The organism is Pseudoalteromonas sp. LC2018020214, from assembly GCF_016598755.1.
Lineage (GTDB): Bacteria > Pseudomonadota > Gammaproteobacteria > Enterobacterales > Alteromonadaceae > Pseudoalteromonas > Pseudoalteromonas distincta.
In genome coordinates, this window is record NZ_CP066804.1 from 3,477,632 (window position 1) to 3,495,485 (window position 17,854).

The window sequence follows — 17,854 nt, forward strand, 5'->3', positions numbered from 1 at the left end:
CAGAGACATCAACTTGAGAAAGTTAATTCGTTGTTCCTCCGCTTACAGATAGTTATATAATTTAACTACCTTGCATACAAATACTTCTGAAAACCAATAAACGTATCGCGTATCGCTGTCGGTGATCCAAACTCAATGGCGGCGTCGTTAATGGTGTTGTATTTAAGCTCTACTAAACTGCGCATTTTTTTAGGTGCGAGTTCTTGCACGCCATCTTCAATGTATTTACTTAATATAAAGTTTATAAACTCTTGTTGTTTATAATCGCTAAAAGCAGAGTTTATTTTAGGTTTTGCTTGTTGAGCTCGTTCAGTGCGTGTTTGTGCCTCTGAGGCATACGCTACGTAGGATAAAACATCGTATACATCGCTGTCTTGTGCATCAATTACGGCTTTCATACTATCGAGTTTTTCGCTATCGTAGCCCGCTTCGGTTAAATCTTCTAATAGCTTTTCGCGAGTGGTTGGATCACTCCAGATTTCGCGTAGTTGGTCTTCATTTTCAAAAAAGCGTGGTAAGTCGTCAAACATACGTTCAACAAACTCTTTAGCTGTAATGGGCCTCCCTTCAGCGCTCCAGTACATTGCTGAGGAAATATGCTTAATTTGCCGTGTACGGCCGTCTGAGAGCTTTATTTCGAGCTTTTCGCATACACATGGTCTTTCACCGCATTTTTCACAGCCTTCAGGCTCTGGCTTTTCACAAACACATGGCTTTTGTTCACACACTTTACACGGTTTCTTCTCACCGGCTCCATCGCCGCCAGTGTCTTCACATTGGCACGGCGTTGTGCCGCACTCAGGGCATACTTCGCTGGGTATTGGCTCACCATCCCAAGCAGGATCAGCAAAGTTATGGTGCGCTTTTACAAAGTCGTAAATGGTAAAATAGTCTTTGCCATCGTATGTGCGGGTTCCTCGGCCTATAATCTGTTTAAACTCAATCATATTGTTACAAAGGCGCATGAGCACAATGTTACGTACGTTACGCGCATCAACGCCGGTAGAGAGTTTGCGTGATGTGGTTAAAATTGTCGGAATAGTTTTTTCGTTATCACAAAAGATTTTTAAGTCGTTTTCACCCGCTACGCCATCGTTAGCGGTAACACGAACACAATAGTTAGTGTTGGTAGTCCAGCCCTTTTTAACTGCATACTGATTAATAAAATCGCGCACCATACCTGCATGAACTTGTGTTGCACAAAACACGATGGTTTTTTCTTTAGGATTAAAGCGCTCCATCCAATAGTGTACACGGCGCTCTTCGCGCTGAGGTATGGTAATAATGCGGTTAAAGTCACCTTCTTTATACAGTTTACCAGGCTCAGGATCGCCTTTTACAACAACACCATCCCCCTCTATGTACTTGTACTCATCCATAGTGCCAACAATCGGTAACACTTTAAATGGCGTTAAAAAGCCATCGTTAATGCCTTCTTTTAGAGTATAGCTGTAAACGGGTTCGCCAAAGTAACCATAGGTATCAGCGTTATCGGTACGCTTTGGTGTGGCAGTTAAACCTAGCTGAACTGCTGGTTCAAAGTGTTTAAGAATATCACGCCAAGCACTTTCATCATTTGCGCCACCACGGTGACATTCATCAATAATAATTAAATCAAAAAAATCAGCAGGATATTGCTCGTAATACGGGTTTTCTGCATTTTTGACTGGCGCATTTTCATCTTCTTCTGTTGTGGCTTCTTTTAATTCGGTTTTAGGCCCACACATAAGAGTATGAAAAATAGTAAAAAACACACTGGCATTTTTAGGAACGCCGCCTCGTTTGCGAATATCTTCAGGGGTGATACGCACAATGGCGTCATCACCAAACGAATGAAAATCGTTAAACGCCTGATTAGCTAATATGTTACGGTCGGCCAAAAATAAAATACGCGGGCGCTTTTTAGCAAGGCTTATATCTTTCTGCGCGGTCAAACTCCAACGGGTTTGAAATAACTTCCACGCTGTTTGAAAGCCAATACAGGTTTTACCCGTACCAGTAGCAAGCGTTAACAAAATTCTTGGTTCGCCCTGAGCAATGGCCTCAAGGGCATTATGAATGGCATTCTCTTGATAATAACGCGGAGCCCAATCGCCTTTGGCCTCAAAGGGAATGGTAGAAAACGCATCACGCCAAGCTGTCGTAAAATCCGCTTCTGGGGTATCACCTTTTTGCCCAAAGGTTAAATCCCAAAGCGCTTGCGGTGACAGGTATTCTTCCACCAGTTCCGCAACACCTGTGAGCATATCAATCTGGTAAATATCATGGCCGTTGGTGGCGTAAGCAATGCGGCATTGCAGACGCTTTGCGTAGTCTATCGCTTGGCGTACACCTTCGCTGTATATCAGGCTTTCTTTTTTTGCTTCTACTGCCGCAAGCTTACGACCTTTGTACACCAGCACATAATCACATGGGACTTTATTAGCGCGTTTGCCACCCGCCATAATTTGGCCAGGGCAAATAAGCTCGCGGCGAATAAAGCTGTTATCAACTTCACCCCAACCCGCAGCAACTAACTTAGGATCAATTAAATCCGCTCTGGTATCGGCTTCGTTACGCGTCCTTGCTTGTGACATTAGGCCACTGCTCCTTTGTTTGTATCAACCTCAAGCGCCTTGGTTAGCTCGCCAGAAAAGGCTTTTTGTAGGATGGATTTTTTTAGTTGGTCAATTGACTTCAATTTATTATGATATATATGTTCCAAGCTTATTACGTGATTAAATAACTCATCAAAATTGCGCACAAACTTCTCGGTTAATTCAACCGGTGGAATCGGCAAGGCTAATTGCTTTAGAGACTTCCCTGTAAAATGTTGGATACCAGCCCCAGTAAAACTGTTTTTTAGAGTGCCATTACAATCGCTCAGATATAAATAGTATAAAACCCAGCGATTATAGAGTGGATTATGACAACGTATTCTATGCAAGGCTTTTTGGAAAAAGATATCTTCATCTTGCTCCCAAATAGCTCCACGCCCTGGATAACCACCCTCACAAATTACCAAGTCTCCTTTTTTAATAGCATATCTTTCATACTCACTATCCTCAAAACGCATTTCAAGAAGATCATCTGTATTTATATTAAACCACTGAACATTTTGATTTCTTAAATATGGCTTTGGATTGCCTTTATTTTTCTTTTTATCAAGCATTTTTCCCAAACATGTTTCAGCGATTTCAGCAATCTTCTTAACTCCCCAATCATCACCATGCTGGCTAAATACTTGCTGCAAGTAGCTTTCAAACAGCTCGCGAGCGTTTTTGAGGTTTTGCTCGGTCTTGGCGCGGGCTTGCTCTATATCGGCGAAGGCTTGATCGAGAATAGCGACGATGCATTTTTGTTCGGGAATGGGAGGGAGTACCACCCTGATAGAATTAAATTTACTCTTATTTACGATAGGAACAGTTGTTCCAGATGCTAATTCCTCAAGCTGGGAATTAAACCAAGGGGACAGCGCCTGATAAAACATAAATTTAGATACGAAGCTATCATCAGCCTTAATTCCATTAATTTGCTGATTAAAAGCAACAACTTTAGAGTTAATTCCAACTTTCCCAAGATTTCCGATGCATGAAATCAGTATTGAGCCAGATGGCAGGGTTCGACTTATGGAGGCCCCTTTATCACTCAAGTTGTCAGCCGTTTCGAAAATTACAGAGTTTAATAACTCTGGCGGCTTAACGAATGGAACGTCGCAGCCATAATTATCCTTTTGACTTTTGGGAGGTGTTGACCCTGTAACTGTTTGAAATAAATTGCCCAGAGAGTCAATCGTCCAATGCGTAGGAAAAAGCATTACAACAACTCCTGAATCTTACCAAGAATCGCTTCGCTCTCTTTATCCAGCGCAATGATTTCTTCAATAATGACTTGCGGTTCACGCAGTGGAGCTTCTTCTGCTTGGTTTGGGTTTTTTACCGATAAATCCCATGTTGCATCATTTAGTTCAGACGTTGCCAATGACCAAGATTTAGCACTGTCTTCAAAGCCTTTTTGTAGCTCGATAAATTCTTTTAAGTCTTTGTCGTTTAGCGGATTGGTTTTACCCAAGCTGCGGCCAGGGTCTAGCTGGTAGAACCATGTTTTTTGTGTTGGTTCGCCTTTAGTGAAAAACAACACCACGGTTTTAACCCCAGCGCCTAAGAAGGTTTTTGCTGGGCAATCGAGTACGGTGTGTAAGTTGCAGTTTTCTAATAGCTCTTTACGCAAGGCAATGGCGGCGTTATCGGTATTCGATAAAAAGGTGTTTTTAATCACAATGGCAGCGCGGCCACCAGGCTTGAGCATTTTGATAAAGTGCTGCAAAAACAAGAAGGCGGTTTCACCGGTTTTGATTGGGAAGTTTTGCTGAACTTCTTTGCGCTCTTTACCACCAAACGGCGGGTTAGCTAATACAATATCGTGCTGGTTGCTTGGGGTAATGTCTTGTAGATTTTCGCCTAGGGTATTGGTATGAATAACGTTAGGTGCTTCGATGCCATGTAGAATCATGTTCATAATGGCGATAACGTAAGCCAAAGACTTTTTCTCTTTGGCGTAAAAGGTGCTTTGTTGCAGGGTTTTTAAATCGCTGGTTGAAAGCTGCTTTTTGCTGACACCACCTTGGCGAAGGTAATCGTAGGCTTCACATAAGAAGCCTGCCGAACCTGCTGCACCGTCGTATATGGTTTCGCCAATTTGTGGCTGTAATATATCGATCATCGCACGAATTAATGGGCGTGGTGTGTAGTATTCTCCCCCGTTGCGGCCAGCGTTGCCCATGTTTTTAATTTTTACTTCGTACAGGTGTGAAAGCTCATGCTTTTCTTCTTGTGAGCGAAAGCGTAATTCGTCTACTTTTTCGAGCGCATCACGCAGTGAGTAGCCACTTTGAATTTTATTTTTGATCTCGCTAAAGATTTCACCAATTTTATATTCAATGGTGTCAGGGCCTTTGGCACGTAGTTTAAAGCCTTTAAGATAGGGGAAAAGCTCGCCATCAACAAAATCCATTAAGTCGCTGCCGGTTAAGGCGTTATCGTGATCAAACTCATCATTAGCGGTTTTAGGCGCAGCCCACGAACTCCAGCGGTACTTCTCTTCAATAATGTATTGGTATTCTTCTGCCATCAATTCGGCTTCTTGAGACTTTGTAAACTCTAAGTCATCAAGGTATTTTAAAAATAGCATCCACGACGATTGCTCGGTGTAGTCTAGCTCACTAGAGCAGCCTGCGTCTTTATGGAAAATGTCGTCGATATTTTTAAATGTTTGTTCAAACATGTAAATTAAGTCCTTGTTAGCCAGTGAGTTTGAGATGATTTTTTTGCTTAAAGCAACTCACTCGCTTATTTATATTCCTGAGGTAATAGTGATTAATATACCCTAATTAATTAAAAAATTAATAATATATTAGTACCAAGTAGTTTTTGGTTAATCTAGGTCAATTTTATACTTTTGCCTTGCCGGTAGTATCTCTTCGAACTCGCAATTTAATGCGTTTACTAATTTATATAAGGTTTCGAGTTTAATATTAACATTACCTCTTTCCATTTTTCCGTAATTACCGCGCTCTATACCGACATAGGCGGCAAAACCTTCTTGCGAGTAGCCTGCTTCTTTGCGTTTTTCTCGTAGCTTTTCACCAAAATGTTTAACTAAATCACTCACCTGGTTTTCCTCAAGGCAAAATGATTAGATTTTCATGTTGAGGGCTTAACTACCACGCCCTATAATACCCATTATTATAAGAAGTTTATTAGGATTTACTTTGAAATTTGACCCTCTCGTAGCTCAAATTATTGTTGCACCAAATTTTGATAACTTTACAACAAGCGATGTACGCTCGGCGTACTTAGCATTAAAAAGTGATTCTTCTTTGGTACCTACAGCAGTTAGGCGAAGTATATATGCCGAATTGATCAAGCTTGTTAAAAAAGGCTGGCTGAAAAAAATGGTATCAAATAAAAAAGGATTTACGCGATTCAATAAAACAGAAAGCTTTAACGTTGAGGTAATTACTCAGCTAGCTAGTGCAATACCTATTGGAACTACAGAAAAGGCAGATGATAAGCACGCGCTATTACTTAGTAAGTTAAATCATTATAAAGCCGAGCTATTATTGAATATGGGGGAATCTGAGGCATACAAAGAGCTTTATTTGGAGTCACCCGAATTAGTAGATGAACTTCAGCCACAATACAACAAAGCGAGAGACAACAATACAAGAATACTTGGCAAGATTAGAGCGATTGAAGGCTTAATGAAGCAAAACGAAGCATTAGAGAAAATATGAAACTAAGACTATGGCAAGCCGAGTGTATTAATTTAGCGCTTACACAATACCAGAGCGGCAATAGCCACTTTTTAGCCTTGGCAACTCCTGGGGCGGGTAAAACCTTAATGGCTTCGGAATTAGCTAACCAGTTATTAAAAAATAATATGGTCGATGTGATTATTTGTTTTTCACCGTCGTCTATTGTTTCTCAAGACTTTAAGGAAAGCTTACAGCTAAAAACGAATGAACGATTTGATGGGCTTATTGGCGCTAAAGGTAGAGCTTTAACCTATCAAAGCTTACAGTATTTAGATGTGCACTTTTGGCAGTTATTTGAACGATATCGTGTTTTTGTAATATTTGATGAAATTCATCATTGTGCTGGCTCTAATATTGCCAATGCAAATGCATGGGGTGAGCAGATAATACTTAACATTCAAAATAAAGCACAGTATACATTAGCCTTAACAGGCACCCCTTGGCGTTCTGACGCTGCTCCTATTGTTCTTTCATCGTATCAGCAACCTAACAATAAAATAGCGTGTGACTACGTTTACGGGCTTTCTGAGGCTATTGGAGATAATGTTTGTCGGGTTCCACAAATAGTAGCTGTTGATAATAGCCATATTACAGTTGTAGATGACGTTGAAACCAAAACATTTAACTGCTTTAAAGCGTTATTAAACTACTCTGGCGTTTCTTATCAAGAAATTATTGAAAATGAAGCGGTAATAAAATACATAATTTCTTCCGCTCAAAAAAAGCTTATCTCATTTAGATTGAAAAACCCCGATGCAGCGGGGTTGATTGTTGCATCGTCTGTTGAGCATGCCCATCAAATCTCTATGTTAATGCGAACTCACTTTGACGAGGATAGCACTGTTGTAACCTACCGAGAAAATGAACCTACAAGTATTATTCAGCAGTTTAGGTATGCACAAACTAAGTGGATTATTTCTGTTGGTATGATTAGCGAAGGTACAAATATCCCTCGTTTGCAGGTTTGCTGCCACCTTACAAACATAAAAACAGAAATGCATTATCGCCAAATATTGGGCCGTATACTGAGGGTAACAAACTCTAAAAACCAAGAAGCTATTATGTACATGCCTGCCGAACCTAAGCTTTTAGAGTACGCGTATAGAGTTAATCAAGATGTTCCATTTGAAGCTGATGTAGTTAAGTTTGAAAAGATGAAAGCTACTGCTGAAGAACCTACTGAAGATGAAGGTTTAAGTGAAATGACCTTTAATAAGAAAAATAAAAAAACCTCCAAAGCTCAGTTTGATTTTGATAACTTTGCTGACTTTTTTGAGCAGCCAGCTATGAGCAATAGATCTGAAGCGACAGAGGAGCATTTTTTAACCGACGCCTATGAGCGAATTATTAATATATCAGGCCGTTTTCAACAAGAAGCGATCGCTTTAGGGTTAAGTGAATTGCGGTAAATACGCTAGAATTTACCTCAAGTAGACCTCTACAGGTAACATCAATTTCAGTTACACGAGGAAATATAACTTAATTTAAGGTGTTGCTATGTATAGCTTCTCTGAAATTCATAAAAAAATAGACTTTATAGAGATTTTAACCAATAGAAAGATCAGTGAAAGTTCAAGTCACCTAGAGCAAATTAACTTTATACATCAAGGTGTATATATCAAAAATGCTGAGCGTCTAAGGATAGAGTTAGGCTGGGATATACGAGCATTTTCTTCAGCTATTAGAACTAGCAAGAGCTCATATGTACGCTATAAAAAAGAATTAAAGCCCTTAAATACCACTTTAAGTGAAAATGCATTTGAAATTGCAAAAGTCTGCTCTTTTTGTCTTGATTACTTTGAAAATATAGAACGTCTTAATATTTGGTTAAATACCTCGTCACTCCAATTCGACTCTAAAAAACCTTTAACATTTATAGATACAATAGCTGGCCGTGAATTAATTAAAAATACCGTAAACAGGCTCAAATATGGCTATAACGCCTAAGAGTAAAGTGTCTTAGGACGTAAAGCGCACGATCAACAGACTGCCAACATGAAACCAAGTTCTATCCTTTTCTTAACTTAACAAGAAGCTATCACTTTAGAGATTAAAACGTTGATTTGAGCTTATTAATGACTCAATTTTCTCTGATAGTCGCATTTGTGCCATTTGCAGACATTAGCAACGCCTGAGCTCAGGTGCATTTGAGACAACGCCTGCTTTTGCGTTAGCAAAAAAGTGGGTGGCGGATCAAATGTCATCTGCAGAGACTTTTTAGGCAGCGTTCACCGTATTCTAGGAACGAGCGTTTACGAGGCACGTGCCGAACTGGCCTTTATGACTTTTGTAAACAACAAAAAAATATTTGGATCAAACTTCGTGTCCACTTCATGCTTCAAGATATTCATAGTTTCAAGGTGCGATTTAGCCATGCGGTATGGCCTGCTAGTCGTCAGTGCATCATACGCATCAATGATCGAAAGTATTCGACTACTCAGGGGAATATCGGCACCAGCCAGTCCGTCTGGGTATCCGCTTCCATCAAATGCTTCATGATGATGTCTGACAATAGACGCGACCTCGTCTCTGTTTGTCAGGAATGTCTCACTAATTATTCTCTCACCGATAACCGAGTGAGCCTTTATCTCTTCCCTTTCATCAGGTGTGAGCTTTCCAGGCTTCGAGAGAACAGTATCACGAACTCCAATCTTACCCACGTCGTGTAATTGACTGGCAATACGCAAGTCATCTAATGAGGGGGCACTCAAATCGGCCGCACGCCCCACTTCCAACGCAAGCGCACAGACGCGGTCACAATGGCCTCTAGTATACGCATCGCGCGCGCACAATGCCGTAATGAGTGATGGGTAAGCATTTTCTTGATCTGGTGCGAGGGCAAAAGCCATTGAATATCTCTCCTTGTTCAGCAACGCCTAACAATTTAATAGTGCGCTCATCACGCATATTTTTGCTGACTTCAAGCTCATCTATCCACATTCCAACAAATAACCGAGGGTATTTCAAGATTTTAAATAAATTTAAATGTAGGATATACGCGTTGCTCGTTTGCTTGACTATATGAATAAACGACACAACTTTATCTATTAATTAGCCCTAAATTTAGCCATCCTCAATGACCGGTTATCGCTCAAATAAGCCCCCCGAAAAGTGGCTCATATATCTATCTAAGTTAAGGCTTTCAAAAACAGAAGTATATTTCCGATAACTGCCTTTGAATTCCTATAAACGGAAGTTTGCTTCCGAAATATAGCAATATTGGGTTAGAAACCGGAAGTTTACTTCCGTTTTGTACTTTAAGATTATAAGTTGGTATCTAATGAAAGCTCGGCAGTCCAACTCTTTTCTACCCCATTGTGTTTTACGTTAGTTTTTCTACACAGCATTCAGTTTAGTATTTGACTTACTTTACCTTATGACAAAAACTCTAGCTATATGGTCAAACTTACTCATCCACTGCAGTCCGTCAAGTTGATAGCTATTCAATAACTAAGTGCCGGTTAATAGCTTTTTTACACTCAAGGGTAAAGCGCCCCCCCATGTCCCTATCTACTTCGAACCTTTTCTTTTCCGAATCGACAAACCTTACAGTTGTTTTTATGTTCTCACCTTCACCGCTCAGGATGAGGGTAAGAGTGTTCTCATCTACCTCTTTGTAACCGAGAGTTAGCTTCTTCTCTCCAGCTTGGTTGTATATGTCATATTTTGGATAGTTGTCATCAACCTCCACAGCGCCTATTTTATCGCTTTCGCCTAGTAGTGGTTCAAGAACAATATCTTGAATAACCTGACAAGCTAATAGGTATAAAGGAGAACCCTGCGCTTGTTTGATGATCGACCTTAGCTGGATGCTTCTATACAGGCCACCAAATGTAGCCCCTTCACTACTGGTCACTAAACTCTCCGCTATTTCATGGGCAGCAACAAACATGTTCAGTATATCCTCTTGTGAGTTGGATTTTTCAGTTGATGGGGTTTCAACCACTTGATTCACTATGGGGGATAACTCTCCACCTAAGAAGTTTGTTAGATGGAGTGTTTCGAAAAAAGCATCTCGGTAGGTATTTATATCTGAGCTATCCAAATTAATCACCCTCATCCCAATTTCATAATGCAGTGTTAGTGCACATTGATTTAAATACTGAATTAGCTGGATGATCAGACTTTCTTTGATGTGCCTGTTCGGCGTTTCTTTGGCTTCTTCGTTTTGCAATAGGTTTAGAGCTTCTTCTAGTAGCCTTTCGGTATTCCGAAAGTAGTAGTCAATGGCTCGTATCGCTTCATCACAGACACTTAGTTTACCACGTTTAATTAGACGGTCTTCCGCATACACCTTTGAGTGAATTGCTGGCAAGTCATCTGTTGAAATAAAAGTAAATGCACGGTCAGAGGATAATTTACCAAACTGCTTAATTAAAAGACGCTCACTAACATCATACTCATCTCTAAGGTGTCTATTTATTACTTGCTGCTCCTCTAATTCGGATGGCTTATTTGAGTTGTGAGCTATCAACCATTGAATTAATGTCGTAACACAAAAAACAACAGAAGCCAGCGGTATCCGATAGGTTTCTAATGTATGTTTTAGCCCCTCAGAGAAGCCAGAGACATTTTGAGCCATAGAGACCAATGTCAACACTACAATTAGAGTGAAAAATGGCAACACCCAAAACCAAATGGATTTGTATGGAGGTTGCCTTCTAGCTTTGCTCTTTATTGTGTCCATAAATATTTCTCAGTCAGTAGGTTATGTACTAGCTTACCCTATGAAACCCGTCATAACCAACAGAGTTTGCTTGCGTTGCACATCATCCACACTGCCAGAAAGTCCGCCGTGGCGAGCCGCTTATTCAATACATCACCTAATTCTAACTGAGTTAATTTAACAACCTATGTAACTCAAAATTGTCCAAGAACGAGCTTAAACGACCGTCCGCTTCTCGCTCTAGGTCGAACTTCATTACAGTCCCAAAACAGACGCTAATTGACAGTTTTTGGTTCGCTAGCTAATACATCCTTAATCCACTTACTATAATTGGAAATTCTCACTTGATATGCAGTTGTACCATATAACCCACCCTTAAAATCAGAAATATCGCCATGCGCTAATTGCCAACTTGAAAGCCCTACAAGAAAGGGTATACCACCCTGATAAATGACAGAGGCTCCACCACTATCACCTGAAGCGTGCATTCCCTCTAGAGGTAATCCATTAGGTGCCTTATCAAACCTGAATGTCAGCCAATTAGTTTCTGCATTTTCGATAATATTTTGGAAGTGATTCAGCTGTTTCAAAGATTTAGTCTCAGACTCTTCGCCAATAAGCCCATTACCTGTGGCACCTCTACCAAAAACTGTAACTGTTTTTCCTTGTTCTTTTGTGTTTGTGTAAAGAGTAATCGGTAATACATCGCTCACAGGCGAAGTTAATTTGATTAATGCAATATCACTTCTTGCTTTAAAAAAACTCATTAAAGGCGCTAAATTTCCTTTCAACAAACTTTCGCTAGGTTTTTCAAATTCAGGATGTATGTACACTTTTTCAATTTGATATGTATTTGATCCAACCCTTAAACTTTTACCAATATAATTATAAAAAATGGTATGCGCGACAGTTACAACCCACCTTGGGTTAATTAAAGCGCCATGCCCTTCATGAGGCATATCCACTAAGAAGTTAGGAGCTTCTTTCGACACATAATTCTCAGGGGGAATATCATGCCTTTTTACAACAGCGAGACAGCTAATAGAAAAGACAAATAGAAAAATGAAAAAGAAAGCTTTCATAGTGCGTCCATGTTTTTATGAATGCTTTACAGGCTACCTTGCAAGCTAGGAGAAGGCAACTAATTCGACCGTCTGCAATTCGCTCTAAGCAGACTAACCGTCTTTATACCAAAAGAGATTTTGATGACTAAAGCTCAGAAGGCTGAAATATAAATACTCTCTTTCGGAGTTTTTCAAGTTAGTTGTTGCATAAGCTGTACTAGCTCTTTACTTATACTCAATTTTGTTAATAAACCACTCTTTTATCCCTACTGGCGTTTTAACTTGAAAATCATCATCAACTTCCTTTTTTAGCATCGCTCTGGCCATAGGAGAGTCAATAGAAATGTAATCGTTACGACCATAGATCTCATCAGGGCCAACTATGCGAAAAGCTTTTGTTTCACCATTATCATTTTCAACCTCTACCCATGCCCCAAAGAAAACCTTGCCGACTTGTTGAGGAGAGTAGTCAATAACTTTGACTGCTTCGATGCGCTTTCTAAGGAACCTAATTCGAGAATCTATCTGTCTAAGTAATCTTTTATTTTCTTTATAATCGGCATTATCTGAACGATCGCCAAGGCTAGCAGCCCAAGCTACTTTTTTTGTTATTTCAGGTCTGTAGTCGCGCCAAAGGTAATTAAGCTCTTTATTTAGCTTGTCTAATCCTTCACGCGTTATTAGATTGGTATACAATTAGTTTGCCCCATCCCAATATTACAAATACTGCAATGCTTTTTTAACAGCATCTAAAGTTGCAACCGGGAGAAAGTTATCTTTATCATTACTTGATAATATACTACCGTTTGGCCCCACTTCCAAACCTGCTCGGCGCATAAACTCTTTAGATATGAGGTATTCAAGATCTTCTACTTCTAAGTCAGTCTATTTTGAGTTTGGTGACGAAGACTACCCACCTTCATAAAATTCTATGACTGGACCAATCGGTACTATATCTCCTTTGCTAGTTTTTCAGCTGCTAATGCTTGAGAGTAGAAAATGTTATCTTGAAGCCTAACTATAGGGTCTTTTAATTTTTCTATCCAAATGAAGCTTTCCTTTATTGAAACTACAAAGATTATAATAACCAGACAGCAAATTAAATTTTAGCGTGTGTTATAGATATTACGGCTATAAAAAATCTAAAGCTTTTTTTATAGCGTCAAGGGTAGCCGCTTTAAAAACAGCATGCTTATTTTCATCAATAAGCTCCCCATAATCCGTTGGCGTTAATTTCCATTTGCTTTGAAAGCTATTTGATAATAAATATTCTAATGCTCTGCGCTCTTGATTCGATAGTTTATGCTCAGAACCAAGCCCAGTAGACTTGTAGTCATAAATATCAATTTGAAGGTTTGGTGGAATAATTTCTTGTAGCTTTTTTCGAGTCGCAATTAGCTCGGAAGCTTGAATTTTTGCTAGTAATCGATGCTTTGGATTGTTTATTTCATCTATCCAGTCTAACCCTTGATGCTTTTGCTTACCAAGATCTTTTACTGGGCTGTTCTCTGCAAATGATGCAATAAGTGCTCTATACTTTTCACCCGATTTATTACGAATACTTTGTGCTTTTGGAACCCCTCGTTGAGTGCCTAACTTTGATATTGTAGAAATAGAATAGTCATCAACACCTCTTTTTCTTTGCTCCATACAAACCCTATAGATTGCTTCGAGGGTTTCACTAATCTTAGTAGAGCAACCTTTTTGTAATTCAGTTAGTAGATCTTCAGGTGACATACTCATAACTCACTATTAATTAACGTATTATTTTTATTAATAAATTCGATTTCAGACTTTGAAATCTGTTCATCACCAAGAAGGTCGGAGAGCTTAATATCACAATTAATTACACGACTAACTTTTGACCATGTTTTTAAACGAGACTTTAAAAGGCGCGCTAATTGATTTCCAGCGTGCAATTGTTGCTCTTCTGTGAGTAAGAATAAGCCGGGAGATATTTCATTGAATACAGCCATTTTATCCAACTGTTGAGATCTTGGAATTATGGCATGCGATGCATTGGCCGACTCATAAATCGTTGCATTCTCACAAACCTCTTGAAGTTGCTCAAATGAAGATGTCTCTTCTAAAGATATTTCTATTTCTGAATCACTCATTTTAACGAGGGACAAGCTGTCTTTTTGATTAGCTATTGATTGTGTCATTTTAATTAGCTTGTAGGACGACTGTAAGTCACATAAGAGCATATCCATTTTTTTTGCTGCACTTTCATATTCTGACTCAGTTTTTCTTATTTTTAACTCAAGAATTTTACGCTCTGATAAGTCAATTTTTTCATTTTTTAAATTAGCTACGTATTCTCGGCGATCTAATTCGTCTAAACTTTTCTCAAGCATAGTAATTTTACTTTGTAACTTTGTGCATTGAGATGACTGGGTGTTAGAGTGAAATAATATTTCGTTAGTGATGGATAGCAACCCACCAATAAATGCGGGGCCTGTAATAAAATGACGACAGCGAAGACAATTTTGCGTCCCTAGATAACCAGATGGAGCCGGTACACGTAATGATGTACCACTACCATTAAGTTCTCCGCCATCTTCACAGCGAGTTGCGGCATATGGGCAGATACCATAATCCCTGAAAATGAAGTTCCCTGCTGGAATAGAGTTTGTTAATGAATTTAGTAACTCTTCATTATTTGATACCAATTCATTTTTTACTTTCTCTATTTTATTTTGTTCAATTAAACTCTGAGTAGCGTCAACCCTCGTTTTTAATGCTTCTTTCTCGCCCTGCTCTAATCGCTTTCTAATATCGCCTTGCGTAATTTTGCAGTAATAAATAGACATTACAATTGATGAGTGCCCCACAACTTTCATAACTATTTCAATAGGCATCCCCATTTCCATTATATAAGCCGTTATAAGGCTCACACGCATTGAGTGAGGGGTATACTTAGACTTATACTGATTTAACGTTGCTTCCTTCCCTGATAGCGTTGCAAGCTCTAAATTTGATGGTTGAACATTATAAAGTGCGGCAGCTAACCTTGGTGTTAGGGAATTACCAACACTTTGTGGCTCAATATCCTGATACGCCCTAAATAAAAAACAATTTATTCCTTTAGCCTTAAGTTGCAACTCATTTAAATTTGTTCTTTTACAACTAGACCAGTTCGTAGGGTTATCTATAGGATTATATTTTTGCTGCCACTTACGAAGTTTTACTAACCAATAAATAAGGTCTTCAGGTATCCAAGGTATTGAATAACCTTGACCATTATTACTTGTTTTGTTTGTAGTGATAAACATCCCTGCGTTTTCGTCAGGCATTCTTTTAATAAACGCTTGGTTTTTTGTTAACCCCGAAAAAATAGATTTATTTTTTTCCCAAATTATTTTTCCATTTTGATCAACATTAGCTATTACATCATCTGCTTCACCTGAATCATTATATGCAATCTGACGACCCCGCAATGGAACTTTTGTTAAAGTGAACGTATGCAACCAATTTATTGGAGACCACATATAAAGCTGATCTCCAATCTTTTTTATCACGCAATCAGGGTCACTTCGATCTACTTCCTTCGATGATACTTTCAGCCAATCAGCATCAAATTTTTGCAAATGCTTTAGGTCTTTAAAAGTTTTTGCATTAGCTGGAATTATCCACTCTTGGGCCTTTTTAACAAAGTAATACTGCAAGCAAGGTTTAGTTGACTCAGCGCGTTGCGGAGACATCACACTTGCTGAATTTGATAGCAGCGATAAAGGATTTCTAGCATCCATTACACGAATGATCTCTCCAGTCTCCTCATCTTCACTAGTTAGATCGTTGGTAATTACAAAGTCTAAAAATTCATTCACTGCAATTATCAAGTTACGCCGCATATTATCGGTATTCAACTTTTCTAATTCTTGCTTTAAGGGTCTAATATTAACCTTTTGCTTTGTAAGAAATGCTTCTGGAGTTAAGCTTTTATCGTGTTTTTCTATATAAATTCGAACGAATCGACAAAGCAAAGAGTTTTTAGAACCTCCGCCTAATGCTTGGGTCATAAATTCTTCTATTTTTACAGCCCAAGCTATATATGGTTTTGCAATAAATTTTAAATTGTAAGGCTCTTTTTTACCTAAAAATTTAAACCAATTTTCCCATTCACTTTCCCATACCCCCTGTGGGTCATTTGGTATTTGAGGGTCATCTTGCTTTTTAACAAATGCCCTGTATTCCTTTTGTGATTTGAGAGCTAATGGCTTAATAATACTCTTTAACTTTTTATAGGAATAAAAATCAGGGACATCAAATGTATCTTTATAGCTCACCCACTCATCCTTAAAAACCCTCTCTGGATGTGCAATTAGGCCTGGTATGCTTTTGTAATTTTCTAAATGTAATCTTGAGTTAGTAATACCGTTTTTTTTGCATATTGCTTTGTATTCACCCAATGTTTTTATTGATACAGGTATATTTAATGGAAGGCTCGAGTCACCTTTAAGTTTGCTCATTTAATCTCTCTCATCTTACTACGAATATCTTCTGAGGTTGGTTGTATATATACCAAGCAGGATAGAGAGCTCTTATGATGCATTGCTTTTTGAATTTCAACTTGGCTTAAACCAAGTTGTCGTGCGCGATAACCATATGCATGCCTGTGTCCATGCTCTGTAGTTCCAAGCTCTTTTTGAACTTCCAACCCAATTTTTTTTACTGCTCTTTTATGAATTCGCTGAAAGTTTTTTATCGTTTCAGGCGCTCCTGTGGAGTTGGTAAATGCAAATGGGTGAGTGTCTGTTTTTGCCGGCTCTACCCGTTGATATTTAAGATAGTTAACCCAAGATATTAAAAATTCTTTTGCTTTTTCAGGCGGGTTAAATATCACTTCAAAATAGCCGTCTTTATTTGTGAGTAAAGGTGACTTCCAACCCGCATATAGTCTTTCTGATAATCGGTATGTATTTCTTGGTTTATAGAAAGTGCTTTCGAGTAAGTATTCTCGCCTATTTGCAAAACTACTGTCAGGTGAGCGGCCTATTTCTGGATGATAGACCCTAACTAATGCTTCATCTCGATATATTGGGTGTAAAGTTATATCTGAAACATAAAGGTGAAATAGCTCACTTTTACGTAATCCACCATAATTTAATAACATGGTCATAGCTTGAGATTTATAGTCTGGTGTTGAGCCTTTTACCATTCCAATATAAAGAAGCTTTTCAAAGTGCTCATCGGGGAATTTCATCGCTTTTTCATTATTTATTTTAGGCTCTAATAACCGATCAATGAATCTTACTCTCTTCGCATTAAAGGCAGCGTCATTTTGATTAGATAAATGATTTAGGAACACATTTGCGTGCTTATGATAATATGCACACCAATTTAATCTCTCTTCATAACTGGTTGCTTTTCTGAAGGGGTTTATCCTTGATGAGTCAAACCCTTCCTGTAAAGCTAAAAAATCAGAGTAATGCGTTATATGAAATAATATATTATTTGCATCTCTAGGCTTTCTTGCCTTCCAATACAATCCAAGTTCGTCATCCATTTTATCGTAATCGATTGTTCCTACTAATAGTGCTTTAGTAAAACCTTTTAATAATAAAGTTGAGTTTTCAAAGTTTGGTACGACATCAATATATGTGAGTAGGAGCTTTAAAGAAAATATAGAGCGCTCTTTCCATGACTCACTTTTAGAGCTGTACCAAGCAAGATATCTTATATGTGATATCACGACACCTTTCTCTGTATAAAGAGCTGGTAACTCACAAATACTACCAGCCTCTTTATCATGATACTTTACGTTTATTTTTTGGATGTATGCCATACTTTTTATTATATAGTATATTTACTTTTCCTTAATACTAA

At 38.7% G+C, this 17,854-nt stretch carries 14 protein-coding genes; 3 read left to right on the top strand and 11 right to left on the bottom strand.

All coding sequences use genetic code 11. From position 1 onward, the window contains the following. Positions 1-65: 65 nt before the first annotated feature. From hsdR to JG479_RS15585, 4 genes are all read right to left on the bottom strand, one after another. Positions 66-2,576, bottom strand: coding sequence for an EcoAI/FtnUII family type I restriction enzme subunit R (hsdR, locus tag JG479_RS15570; protein ID WP_200219624.1), 2,511 nt, complete (start codon positions 2,574-2,576; stop codon positions 66-68). Next, positions 2,576-3,796 (bottom strand): restriction endonuclease subunit S, encoded by a 1,221-nt coding sequence (locus JG479_RS15575; RefSeq protein WP_052201204.1) that lies wholly within the window; start codon positions 3,794-3,796, stop codon positions 2,576-2,578. The genes hsdR and JG479_RS15575 overlap by 1 nt, the downstream gene beginning before the upstream one ends. After that, positions 3,796-5,262, bottom strand: a complete 1,467-nt coding sequence (locus JG479_RS15580) for a class I SAM-dependent DNA methyltransferase (RefSeq protein WP_039490529.1) — start codon at positions 5,260-5,262, stop codon at positions 3,796-3,798. The genes JG479_RS15575 and JG479_RS15580 overlap by 1 nt, the downstream gene beginning before the upstream one ends. Positions 5,263-5,412: 150 nt before the next feature. Continuing rightward, positions 5,413-5,649 (bottom strand): helix-turn-helix domain-containing protein, encoded by a 237-nt coding sequence (locus JG479_RS15585; protein WP_004588153.1) that lies wholly within the window; start codon positions 5,647-5,649, stop codon positions 5,413-5,415. Positions 5,650-5,749: 100 nt separating this feature from the next. Here JG479_RS15585 and JG479_RS15590 point away from each other — a divergent pair, with 100 nt between their 5' ends. The 3 genes from JG479_RS15590 (at position 5,750) to JG479_RS15600 (ending at position 8,242) form a co-directional block, all read left to right on the top strand. Then, a complete protein-coding gene (locus JG479_RS15590; RefSeq protein WP_039490532.1) occupies positions 5,750-6,274 on the top strand; it encodes a hypothetical protein in 525 nt (174 codons plus the stop codon). Further along, positions 6,271-7,704 carry a DEAD/DEAH box helicase gene (locus JG479_RS15595; RefSeq protein WP_039490533.1) on the top strand — a complete coding sequence of 478 codons (1,434 nt, stop codon included), beginning with the start codon at positions 6,271-6,273 and terminating at the stop codon, positions 7,702-7,704. The genes JG479_RS15590 and JG479_RS15595 overlap by 4 nt, the downstream gene beginning before the upstream one ends. Before the next feature lie 88 nt (positions 7,705-7,792). Next, complete coding sequence (locus tag JG479_RS15600; protein ID WP_052201203.1) at positions 7,793-8,242, top strand: antitoxin Xre/MbcA/ParS toxin-binding domain-containing protein; 450 nt, start codon at positions 7,793-7,795, stop codon at positions 8,240-8,242. 305 nt (positions 8,243-8,547) lie between these two features. On the opposite strand, the gene JG479_RS15605 is transcribed toward JG479_RS15600, so the two are convergent. From JG479_RS15605 to gmtY, 7 genes are all read right to left on the bottom strand, one after another. Further along, positions 8,548-9,144, bottom strand: a complete 597-nt coding sequence (locus tag JG479_RS15605; RefSeq protein ID WP_004589546.1) for an HD-GYP domain-containing protein — start codon at positions 9,142-9,144, stop codon at positions 8,548-8,550. 590 nt (positions 9,145-9,734) lie between these two features. After that, positions 9,735-10,982, bottom strand: coding sequence for a hypothetical protein (locus JG479_RS15610; RefSeq protein ID WP_064386707.1), 1,248 nt, complete (start codon positions 10,980-10,982; stop codon positions 9,735-9,737). Positions 10,983-11,236: 254 nt separating this feature from the next. After that, positions 11,237-12,043, bottom strand: a complete 807-nt coding sequence (locus JG479_RS15615; protein ID WP_182197359.1) for a S1 family peptidase — start codon at positions 12,041-12,043, stop codon at positions 11,237-11,239. Between the two features lie 207 nt (positions 12,044-12,250). Continuing rightward, a complete protein-coding gene (gene greB / locus JG479_RS15620) occupies positions 12,251-12,721 on the bottom strand; it encodes a transcription elongation factor GreB (RefSeq protein WP_039489102.1) in 471 nt (156 codons plus the stop codon). 435 nt (positions 12,722-13,156) lie between these two features. Further along, positions 13,157-13,768 carry a gamma-mobile-trio protein GmtX gene (gmtX, locus tag JG479_RS15625; protein ID WP_290294884.1) on the bottom strand — a complete coding sequence of 204 codons (612 nt, stop codon included), beginning with the start codon at positions 13,766-13,768 and terminating at the stop codon, positions 13,157-13,159. Next, entirely contained in the window at positions 13,765-16,497 is a 2,733-nt protein-coding gene (gmtZ, locus tag JG479_RS15630; protein WP_039489104.1) for a gamma-mobile-trio integrase GmtZ, read from the bottom strand. The genes gmtX and gmtZ overlap by 4 nt, the downstream gene beginning before the upstream one ends. Further along, on the bottom strand, positions 16,494-17,813 hold the full coding sequence (gene gmtY, locus JG479_RS15635; RefSeq protein WP_039489106.1) for a gamma-mobile-trio recombinase GmtY: 1,320 nt from the start codon (positions 17,811-17,813) through the stop codon (positions 16,494-16,496). The genes gmtZ and gmtY overlap by 4 nt, the downstream gene beginning before the upstream one ends. Positions 17,814-17,854: the final 41 nt, after the last annotated feature.